This window comes from Fictibacillus phosphorivorans, assembly GCF_001629705.1.
Lineage (GTDB): Bacteria > Bacillota > Bacilli > Bacillales > Fictibacillaceae > Fictibacillus > Fictibacillus phosphorivorans_A.
On record NZ_CP015378.1, the window covers coordinates 2,708,333 to 2,718,744 of the forward strand.

At 39.1% G+C, this 10,412-nt stretch carries 12 protein-coding genes; 1 reads left to right on the plus strand and 11 read right to left on the minus strand.

Annotated features, from left to right (window positions below; translation table 11 throughout):
• Positions 1-302: 302 nt before the first annotated feature.
• From ABE65_RS14035 to ABE65_RS14050, 4 genes are all read right to left on the minus strand, one after another.
• A complete protein-coding gene (locus tag ABE65_RS14035) occupies positions 303-1,262 on the minus strand; it encodes an ROK family glucokinase (protein WP_066396139.1) in 960 nt (319 codons plus the stop codon).
• Positions 1,263-1,275: 13 nt separating this feature from the next.
• Entirely contained in the window at positions 1,276-1,467 is a 192-nt protein-coding gene (locus ABE65_RS14040; protein WP_066396142.1) for a YqgQ family protein, read from the minus strand.
• A 107-nt stretch (positions 1,468-1,574) separates the two neighbouring features.
• A complete protein-coding gene (locus ABE65_RS14045; protein WP_066396145.1) occupies positions 1,575-3,047 on the minus strand; it encodes a spore germination protein in 1,473 nt (490 codons plus the stop codon).
• A gap of 143 nt (positions 3,048-3,190) precedes the next feature.
• Positions 3,191-4,234 carry a M42 family metallopeptidase gene (locus ABE65_RS14050; RefSeq protein WP_066396148.1) on the minus strand — a complete coding sequence of 348 codons (1,044 nt, stop codon included), beginning with the start codon at positions 4,232-4,234 and terminating at the stop codon, positions 3,191-3,193.
• 116 nt (positions 4,235-4,350) lie between these two features.
• On the opposite strand from ABE65_RS14050, the gene ABE65_RS14055 reads away from it, so the two are divergent.
• A complete protein-coding gene (locus ABE65_RS14055) occupies positions 4,351-5,214 on the plus strand; it encodes a hypothetical protein (RefSeq protein ID WP_066396157.1) in 864 nt (287 codons plus the stop codon).
• Here ABE65_RS14055 and ABE65_RS14060 read toward each other — a convergent pair.
• The 7 genes from ABE65_RS14060 to ABE65_RS14085 form a co-directional block, all read right to left on the minus strand.
• A complete protein-coding gene (locus ABE65_RS14060; RefSeq protein WP_231887906.1) occupies positions 5,195-5,917 on the minus strand; it encodes an HAD family hydrolase in 723 nt (240 codons plus the stop codon). The two genes, ABE65_RS14055 and ABE65_RS14060, sit on opposite strands and share 20 nt — an antisense overlap.
• A 2-nt stretch (positions 5,918-5,919) precedes the next feature.
• A complete protein-coding gene (locus tag ABE65_RS21915) occupies positions 5,920-6,096 on the minus strand; it encodes a hypothetical protein (protein WP_153237835.1) in 177 nt (58 codons plus the stop codon).
• A 43-nt stretch (positions 6,097-6,139) separates the two neighbouring features.
• Entirely contained in the window at positions 6,140-6,742 is a 603-nt protein-coding gene (locus tag ABE65_RS14065) for a molybdenum cofactor guanylyltransferase (protein WP_066396166.1), read from the minus strand.
• The gene (locus ABE65_RS14070; RefSeq protein ID WP_066396169.1) at positions 6,724-7,512 is read right to left on the minus strand and encodes a DUF92 domain-containing protein; all 789 of its coding nucleotides are present in this window, start codon (positions 7,510-7,512) and stop codon (positions 6,724-6,726) included. Before ABE65_RS14070 ends, ABE65_RS14065 begins: the two co-directional genes overlap by 19 nt.
• Positions 7,513-8,070, minus strand: coding sequence for a 5-formyltetrahydrofolate cyclo-ligase (locus ABE65_RS14075; RefSeq protein ID WP_066396172.1), 558 nt, complete (start codon positions 8,068-8,070; stop codon positions 7,513-7,515).
• 108 nt (positions 8,071-8,178) lie between these two features.
• Positions 8,179-8,328, minus strand: coding sequence for a 50S ribosomal protein L33 (rpmG, locus tag ABE65_RS14080; protein ID WP_066242361.1), 150 nt, complete (start codon positions 8,326-8,328; stop codon positions 8,179-8,181).
• 99 nt (positions 8,329-8,427) lie between these two features.
• Positions 8,428-10,410, minus strand: a complete 1,983-nt coding sequence (locus tag ABE65_RS14085) for a glycoside hydrolase family 15 protein (protein ID WP_066396174.1) — start codon at positions 10,408-10,410, stop codon at positions 8,428-8,430.
• Positions 10,411-10,412: the final 2 nt, after the last annotated feature.

The window sequence follows — 10,412 nt, forward strand, 5'->3', positions numbered from 1 at the left end:
ACCCTAACGTACTATTTCAAGATTCTGACAAATAGGACAACAAAACTATATTAGTTTTACCCCTTTTTTTAATCCATAAACCATTAGACGAACTTAATCCGTAAAAGTTTCAAAAAAATGAAAACGAACCGCCGTACAGCGGTTCGCCCCATCTACCTCTTTTTTAAAGAATTTCCCTTTATATGCCGTACAAATCAATTTTTAAATGAGGTTCTGCAAAAAAAGTTCCTTCTAATTACCTAGAAGACCTTATTTTACATTTTGTTTTATTTTTGAACCTCTTAAAAAGAGTTTAACTTGGATTAGCGATTGTGTTTCGCTAACCACGCTCCTCCAATTACACCAGCGTCGTTTCCTAAAGTAGCTACTTTCATTTCAGCACCTTCAGCAACTCTTGGGAGTGCAAAGTGCTTAAATTTCTGCTCTAAACGTTCCATTAGAGTGTGACCTGCTTTAGAGACTCCTCCACCAATAACAATCTTACCTGGGTTAATGCTATTAGCAAGGTTTGCTATGACTAATCCTAAATGAAAGGTTACTTCATCCAACGTGTCAATAGCCACTTTATCTCCTTTTTCAGCAGCTGCCACAACATCTTTAGCTTTTATCTCACCATTCTCTTGCAATAGGCTATACAGAGAAGATGATGAGTCTTTAAGAGCTTTTTCTTTTGAGATCCGGGAGATTCCTGTTGCTGAAGCTATCGTTTCAATACAGCCAGTACGCCCACAGTTACAAGCAGCACCACCATCTGGTATGGCTGTTATATGACCGATCTCACCAGCCATACCATTCGTTCCGTGCATGATATGTCCATTAACGATGATTCCGCCACCCACTCCAGTACCTAATGTAACCATCAGTAAGTTACCTTCTCCATCACCTGCACCACGCCACATTTCGCCGATCGCAGCGATGTTAGCATCGTTATCCACGATGACTGAAAGACCTGTTGCTTTTTCAAGCTCTTCTTTTAAAGGATAATCTCTCCACCCGATGTTGACAGCGTGGTAGATGAATCCTGTTTTCATATCAATAAAACCTGGAGCTCCCATACCGATTGCTTCAAGCTTTTCCTTCGGTTCTGATAAGTCATTTAACTTTGTATGGATGGATTCAGTAATATCCGTAACGATATGCTTTCCATCTTCGTTAATATTTGTAGGAATCTCCCACTTCTCTACAATATGACCGTCTAACGTTACAAAAGCAATTTTAATTGTCGTTCCACCTAAATCAACACCAACTAACCATTTCTCCATCTTGTCTCATCCTCTATTGTAATTTATTGTGTGCTGCTTGAATAATGATGATCGCATTCTTGAATTCGTTTACATCAATGAGTTTTTGTTCGTATAATTCTCTGACTTCTTCTTGGATCAATTCTAAATCAGCGATCTTGTTTCCTGTATATATAAAGGTTCCAAACCTTTTTAATAGCTGTTGTACATCATACATTGTTTTCATAATAATCACCTATGTCATTATAACAAATTATATAGGGAAAAATGCAAGCCTTTGCACAGATTTACATACAAAAAAAACAGCTAACCTATAGTCAGCTGTCAAAATATTTATCGATCGGGGTCTTTCGGGTGTAAAACGATCGGCCTTCTGTTCTTTAGAGGCATTGGAATCCTTAAGACTACGTCTCGTATCGCTTTTGGATTAAAAGGAATAAAGGGCCAGAGGTAGGGGATATGAAAGGATTTGAACGAAACAAAGAATAATACAGCTACTGTAAAGCCCACTATATACCCTGGAACACCTAACAAAGCTGTTAATCCTAATAGGGAAAGTCTCAATAACCGATTGGCTAAACTCAGCTCATACGTTGGAGTAGCAAATGTTCCGATTGCAGCAATGGCGATATACAGCACGACTTCATTTACGAACAGACCTGCTTCGATCGCTACTTGGCCGACTACAATCGCTGAGACTAATCCTAGTCCCGTGGAAACCGAAGTCGGTGTATGAATGGTAGCCATTCTAAGCATATCCATACCTAGTTCAATGATCACGAACTGTAAAAACAAAGGGACGACACCAATCTCTTCAGGACCTATGAAGGAAAGACTTACGGGTAAAAGTTCTTTCTGTACGGAAAATAAGTACCATAAAGGTAATAAAAAGATAGAAATCCATACAGCTAAAAAACGGACAAATCTTAAATAAGCTCCAACAACTGGTTTCTGCCTATATTCTTCTGCATGCTGCAGATGATGCCAAAAAGTTGTTGGTGTGATTAAAACCGATGGAGATCCATCTACATAAACTAACACATGTCCTTCAAATAGATGTACCGCTGCTGTATCTGGGCGTTCTGTATACCTCACTAACGGATACGGATTAAGGTGCCGACCACAAATAAATTCTTCGACTGTTTTCTCACCCATCGGAAGTCCGTCTGTATCAATTTTTTTTAAGGAGTCTTTAATCCGTTCAACGATATGGGGATCCGCTATATCTTCAATATACGAAATACATACATCGGTTTTAGAGCGTCTGCCAATACTCATATACTCCATTCGAAGCGAACGATCACGAACTCTTCTTCTTGTCAGTGCGGTATTGAAGACGATTGTTTCCACGAAACCGTCTCTTGCACCTCTCACAACGCGCTCAACATCCGGTTCTTCTGGCCCTCGAACCGGGTAAGTTCTCGCATCGATCTGTAAGATCTCAGAAACTCCCTCAACGATCAGAACGGTGGGGCCACTTAATACCCAATCGATTCCTTGATTCAGATCATCTGACGTAGAAATTTCTATATAAGGTAGATAGGTCTTCATAAGCTTTACTAGGGGGTCCGGATCTAATTGCCCGGGCTCAAGATCAGCTAATAACTTCATTAAATAATGAAGAATATCATCTTTAACGAATCCATCCACCATAAATAAAGCCATTCTTCTTCCGGCATACTCTAAGTCAAGATGAATACAATCAAAGCTGATGTCAACGCCTAGTTGATTTTTCATATACTGGACGTTTTCTTCAAAATTTGTTGAAAGAGGTTGTTTTTTTGGCAGATATGACATTTTTTTCATCACTCCTCTCCCTATCATCCTTCACTTTCTTTTCATGTTTCATACCTTGTTAACAACGAATTTTCCTAAACTCCTTTAAGTGTTCAAAAACGAATATAGTTACAAAAAAGAAAACTCCTTAGCTATGGCTAAGGAGTTCTAGTTTAAGCTAGCGGAGACATCAAATAAGCGTGAATAAGCTCTGCTGTATTTTTTAAAGACTTGATATGCGTACGTTCAAAAGCATGTGATGCATCAATGCCTGGTCCGATCAGACCGTGCACGATATCTGCACCAGCACGAATAGCAGCTGTTGCATCTGAACCATAGTAAGGATAGATATCCACTTTATATCCGATATCATGTTTTTCAGCGAGATTAACAAGGTGTTTTCTTAATCCAAAATGGTACGGTCCCCCTGAGTCTTTTGCACAGATACTTACAGTAAATTCATCTGTTGCTTGACCATCCCCGATCGCGCCCATATCTACCGCTAAGTACTCAACCGTTTCAGTTGGTATATTAGAATTTCCACCATATCCGATCTCCTCATTATTACTGATCAAGAAGTGAGTCGTGTAAGGAAGCTTGATTGAATGAGTCTTAATTTGTTTGATCACATGCATGAGAATCGCAACACTAGCTTTGTCATCTAGATGACGGGACTTAACAAATCCACTATCCGATTGTTCGAATCTAGGATGGAAAGAGACGAAATCTCCTACTGAGATTCCTGCTTGTTCAACATCTTTTTTAGAATGAAACTCTTCATCTACGCGAACAACCATGTTCTTCTCATCACGCTTCAGTTCATTCATTCCTTTGTATACATGAGCAGCTGTTTGGTGCATCATGATCGTGCCGCTATACACTTTTCCTGAATTCGTATGTATGGAACAATATTCTCCTTCTATTGTATTCCAATAGAATCCGCCGATTAAGTCTAATCTTAGACGGCCATCGCTTTTAATCTCTTTTACCATAGCACCTAACGTATCTACATGAGCAGTCAACAGGCGGTGTTTCGATTCATCCTCACCAGGAATGGTCGCAATGACAGCACCTTTGTTGGTTGTTTTGAATGACACCTGATTCTCTTCTAAGAAAGATGTCATAAACTTTATTGCTGCTTCTGTATTCCCAGATGGGCTTGGGATATGTACGAGCTCTTTAATAAAACTCACGATCTCTTTTGTTTCAACTTGCATTATTCTAACTCCTCTCGCTTACCCGCTCCATACGTTTTCTTGAACTTAAGCCTTCTAATTTGGACAGGATTGCATAGAATTTAGGAACAAGTTGTCCGAAAGGGAGGCTGATTTGTATGAAGTGGAGAATTTCAATTTATCTGTTAATTATTATACTTGTAATAGGTATCATCTACCAGCCGTTTGTAAAAAAAGAAGCACGAGAGAGCATTACATTCTTCCCGATAGATAATACGTTCTCTTTTACGGAAGCAAAAACAAATCTTTCATTCCTGAATGGGAATCCTTCAGATTATGAATTACTTTGGAAAGTGCGCTCAGTGACTTCAAAACGTGTTTATCTAAGGCAAGATATTGCTATGATATTTGAGAACGGAAGGCTTAACAATAAGATGACAGAGTGGAAAACCTCTGCAGATGGAATAGACCTTGAAAAAGATGTAGTAAGTTCCGTTCCAGCGCTATGGGAGGCCATCTCCTATCATCAAGGAGAGATCCATCTTAGTGAGGAGAAATATCGTTCTGTACAAAGAATGAGTAATGATTATTTATATGCTGCAAAACTCAGTCGAACGTTCTCAGGTTTTAAGATCCCTAAGGATAATACTGAACGAAAGGCAAAGAATGATCTGGATGAAAAAACAAATAAATATCTGCAGCAAACACTTTCACAAACAACAAACTTCTATCAGATTAATCTCGATGATTATAACGTTATCTCTTTAGAGTCATTAACTGATTATAACAACAAACCGCTATCTGGGTTTTCTCTATCTAAAAGTCAGGAAATTATCGGAAAGCTATGGGAAGGATTATATAAAAATTACTTTTTAGGCATCACTACCAAGAATGGACAGAGAATCAGTCCGATCGGAAGTTCCATGCCTTTCATCTTAGTAAGCAAAGATAAAAAATACCTATTCGTTCTTTTTCAAACAACGAATGGCGAGAACATCCAGCTCATTCAATACATCTCGTGATAATTTCGATCAATTCATCACTTGAAAAACATTTATGATAAAGAACTTTGTCATGTGTTACAGAAAGCATTGATGGATTCCACCATATTGCCGTCCACTCTGCTTGGACCGCGGGAATTATATCTAATGAATAGGAATCACCGACATAGTAAAAGGCACTTGCTTTTACACTTTTTCTTACAACATGGAAGATTTCAGGACTCGGTTTAGCCACTTTTATTTCCGATGAAATATAAATGTGTTTTTCAGGAATATCAAAAGCTAGATGTTTTATTTTGTTTCTCTGAACGGCAGCTTCTCCATTAGAAATGATTCCATACGTGATCTTTTTGCGTTTTAAGAGTTGAATGATTTCCTTTATCCACGGATAGGGTTCTACAAAATGATGGATATTTTCTTCAAAATGTTGTTGATATTGCTGGATCTCTTTGTCACTAAAATTTTTTATTCCTACTGCATGTAAGGAAGAGGCTAGTCTCTTCCTCTGATATTCCTTACGGGTGATCCATGCTTTTTCATAAGCATACCAATAGAGGTCACAATATGATTTATAATGAGGGAACCATTTTTCTTCTAACTTCTTGTTATTATCACCTAAAGAAAAGATGCAACGAAATGCAAATAAAGAAGCCTTCTTAAAGGAGGCTTCATAATCAAACAGCGTATTATCTAAGTCAAAGAAGAATGCTTTTTTCGATCGCATGGTCAAATGATTTCATCCATCATTTTAGATCGCAACCCTGGAAATGACATGGCACTTCCCACTAAGAAACGACGAATAAAGGGATTGCCGAGAGCGCTATTCATCAATCGGTATCTCATTCTGTAGCCGAGCGCAATAGCAAGGAATACCAAAAAGCTTTTAATCACGAATCCTTTCATGTGAAAACCTCCTTGCTACTACTTTCTGTTTGGAATGCATTTTTTATTCGTCCCCGAGATTTAAAAGATCTTCCTTCGTATTCACATTTTTGAAAAAGTGAGCGTCTTCTTTATGTACCTCTATATATTTCGTATTTTTTTGTTTCAATAGAGATAAGACCTTCAAGTTTTCGTTTTTTAAGTTCTCTTTGATTTCAGAAAGACAAGATCGTTTGTACACACCGTTTAAAGGATATACTTTTCCGTTGAATACCGGGATAACAGCATCATACTCTGGTTGCTGAAGTGCAATGTCTAACCATTTTCCATACATCTCACTGCTCATCCTAGGCATATCACAAGGCGTGATCAAATAATATTGCCCATGCACTTCCATCATCGCACTGTATATTCCAGTTAAAGGACCTTTACCCTTAAAAGCTTCAACATCAGAAATCAGTTTAACAGAATGGGAATGGTTTTGATCTAATTTCTCTATCTCTTCATTGCGAACAACAGCAACAAGTTCGTCTGAATATGGAGTGACCGTATTTACAGCTTTTTCAAAAAAAGTCGCATCTCCGCATTTTGCGAACATTTTCGGACTTCCAAACCTTCTAGACAACCCACCTGCAAGAACAACGCCTATCACCAACTTTTGATCCATAAGGATAAACCTCCTGCAATCAAACCTCCAATAATGGTAGATAAAAAGTTCACAACATTGTTTGTGAAAAAACGATTTCCAAATACTTTTACTGCCTTAACCCCACAATGAACGTGACTCTCCGTTTCTCGTTTACATATCGAACAAACATATTTTTGTTCAAACCAAGCTCCAAAAAAGGTATCAGCTATGTTTCCTAAGAATCCAGAGAAAACAATACACAACCCGAGCGCAATAGATGAATCATAGAGTATATAAAAGCAGTAGCCAATAAATGTTGCTCCTAACGCTGCGGCGACTGTACCTAAACTTGAAATGGCACCTGATAAACCAGGATCGACTCTTCTCCATTCTTTAATATGAAAAGGTCTTTTTTTCGAAAGAACACCGATCTCTGAAGCCCACGTATCAGCGGTAGCTGTTGCAAAGGTTGCGGCGAACACAATGATCCAGACAGGATCTGTAATCGTAAGGTGACCTACTGCCGCAAGCAGGGCTGCCCCACCATTGGCAAGCACTTGACCAGCTGTTCTTCCTTTTTGGTCTTCTGTATGTATGGCATCTTGATCCTGCTTTTTGTCTTTCTTCCATTTCGTCAAAAGTGTAGAAGTTATGAAGAATAGACCAAGTAAGATCAAACCTTGCCAGCCAAAGGCTTTGTAAATAATCACTCCCATTATAAAGGCTGTTACACTTCCTGCGACCGTTAACCATTGTAGAAGAGCTGAAGTGATGGAAAGAAGAGCGATACCTACTATCATGATTATCATCTACTTAAACCGTCCATCTTCCGTGATAATGATATCTACCGGAATATCGTAGCTTTCATGTGGAAGAGATCTTATTGTCTGCACCGTGTATGCTAGTGAAAGTTTAGGTCCGTCATAAGTTTGTAGGTAACGATCAAAATATCCACCCCCATAACCAATTCTGTACCCCTCTCTATCAAAGACAAGACCTGGAACGACGATCATGTTCATCTGTCGCGGCTCTATGCACGAAGTAACCTCTACCTTAGGTTCGTATAGATCCATGTAAACATTTTCTAATTCCTCATACGAACAGATCTCTCTGAACTCCATCTGTTTATGTTTAGAGTAGCACTTTGGTACAGCGACAGTCTTTCCTTCTCTCCAGGCTTGATCTATGATGTACGATGTATCTAGCTCAAATCCTCGTGACACTGTAATCCCGATACAACCTGCTGTTTTCCATTCGTCTGTTTGAAATAAAAGATTTGAAATCGCTTCGCTTTTTTCTTTTCTTTCCTCTTCTCCAATTGAAAGCAACACATGTTTTAACTCTTTTCGCCATTGTGATTTATCCATGGATTAAACCCCTCTATACCTTGATATATTTATCATATCATGAGTTTGATTGCATGAAAAAACGCCTGATCCCTCATTTGCATGGGTCTCAGGCGCTTCTACGTGAAATTACTTTGTTTCACGGTGAACTGTGTATTTCTTTAAACGCGGGCTGTATTTTTTAAGCTCTAAACGGTCTGGATTCGTACGCTTGTTTTTTGTAGTGATGTAGTTACGATCACCAGTTTCAGTACAAGCTAAAGTAATGTTTACACGCATTGTTGTTTCCCTCCACATCTTTACCAAAGTACATTATCATGGTTACTAACAGTCATATTCTCTATTAAACCATACCATAACATGATAACAAATTCTTTTCTAACGAGCAAGTGAGTTTTGTGAAAGTTTCTCATAGACTTTTGTATATTCTTTTAGAACGTCAACAAAAGTGGCATGTGACCAAGTGAGAGGGGCAACGGACAAAGCCTCTCCTGTAAACGGATGAAGCTGTTCAGGTAAGACACCTGTAGAAAAGCTATGCTCATGAACCCAGCGTAAAATTTCATGAGGACGCTCCAGATCCTGAATGGATTTCGCGCATTGAACATACCATTTAGCAAGCCATAGTGTACAGATCAACCAAGGGTTCCCAGGAGCTCTTGTCATGTCATGGGTTTGCTGAAAATAATAATCATTGGTATATCTGGCAATCCCGCCTACACCTGACTTAATGCTCAACTCTTCGTTCATCAGCTGCATCGTTCGGACAATCCGTTCATCATCGGCAGGATAAACACCGAAGGCAAAGAGAGCATACATACTAGATTCCATCGTGAAGTCTTTTTTATAGGCGTTATCATCCAGCAGGTAGATGCCTCTTAAAAACCTGCCTGAATCTTCATCATACAAATGTTTTTCCATTCCTGCTTTTATTCGGTCTGCACCCTTCTTGTACCTGTCTGCCCGATCATCTTCACCGAAGAGTGTCGCGAAAGAATATGCTGCCATAAGTCCACCATAAACAGAACTTGCTGTAAAGGTAAAGATCCCTCTTCTTTCTTCCCAAAGATCATAAGAAGGCAACGGAAGATCTAGCTCTTCTTGCATATATTGAAGCAAGAATCTTGCACTTGGACGCACTAAAGACCGATAGAGAGATTGAGCAAACTCAATATCCCCTGTTTCTTTATAATGTTCCCAAAATGCCCATAGGACGAGCGCCGTTTCATCTTCTTGTATCGGCAGTTGGCTCGAACCTTCTTTATCGATCATAGGGTGCCACGATGATCCGATCGAACCGTCGGGGTTATACTTATGATGAAGGTAACCCTCTTTTGTTAAAACATCTGCACATCTCCGATAGAAGTTCTTTACCATTCCATGAAAGCCGGCTTTTGCAACGGCAGCAGCGATTAGTGCTCCATCCCTAGGCCACATGTAGCTATAGTGGTCACGGTTATAATGCTGTATATCAGAATCGTTCGCTGCTATGATATAACCGTTCTCATTGGTTTGTGTACGGATGATCAACAAACTTCTGTTATAGAGATCGAGAAGTTCATCAGAAAGGTTGCAAGGATTGATTTTTGTTTTGTTTACCCATCTTCTCCAGTACACATCGATTTTATCTAGAGTTAACGATGGACCGATCTCCATGAGATAATCATAGAGTGAAAATACCTCTTCTCTACTTTTCCCTACTGTTAGAGCATAGTTAACGTCTCCTTTTCCATGTGGCGGAACAATGCCTTGTACGGAAAAAGTACTATCAACAGACCCCTGTGCGATCGGGTTTACATGAAGATGACCATCTTCGGCATCTCTCCAAGTTCCTTCAGCACTTAAGAACCGTTTGACACCAGTTGTGTATTGATCGATTCCCTTTTGATCGAATGACCCTGTAAACAAAAAGTAACGATTCTTCTTATAATGAATAATGACAGATTTTTCGGGATCAAAATAGGCAGTATCTCCCACTTCATTCTCATAAATAGATAGGTCTTGATGAAAGAAAATTTTAATTCTTTTTTCTTCATGTGATTCGTTTAAAACGGTGATTCTTCGCATAAACATATTTTCTCTTTGATGAACGGCGTCTTCAATCTTCAGCGTTATGCCTTCTTTTACGTTTTTGGCGTATGAGAGTGTAACAAGCGAGTCTAGATGGTACCCAGGCTCAATCACCCATTCATTTGAAGAAAGCCAAGAAAAGGAGCCATTAATACTGGCTCCTAGACGGTTAACATGTCCTTGGACATGGTTTTGCTGACCGACGTAAGGAAAATAGATGTCTCTGATCTGCAAATATTCATCTAAATTAATCAATAGTTTTCCGTTACCTAAAACCAAATGTCTTGGCATCT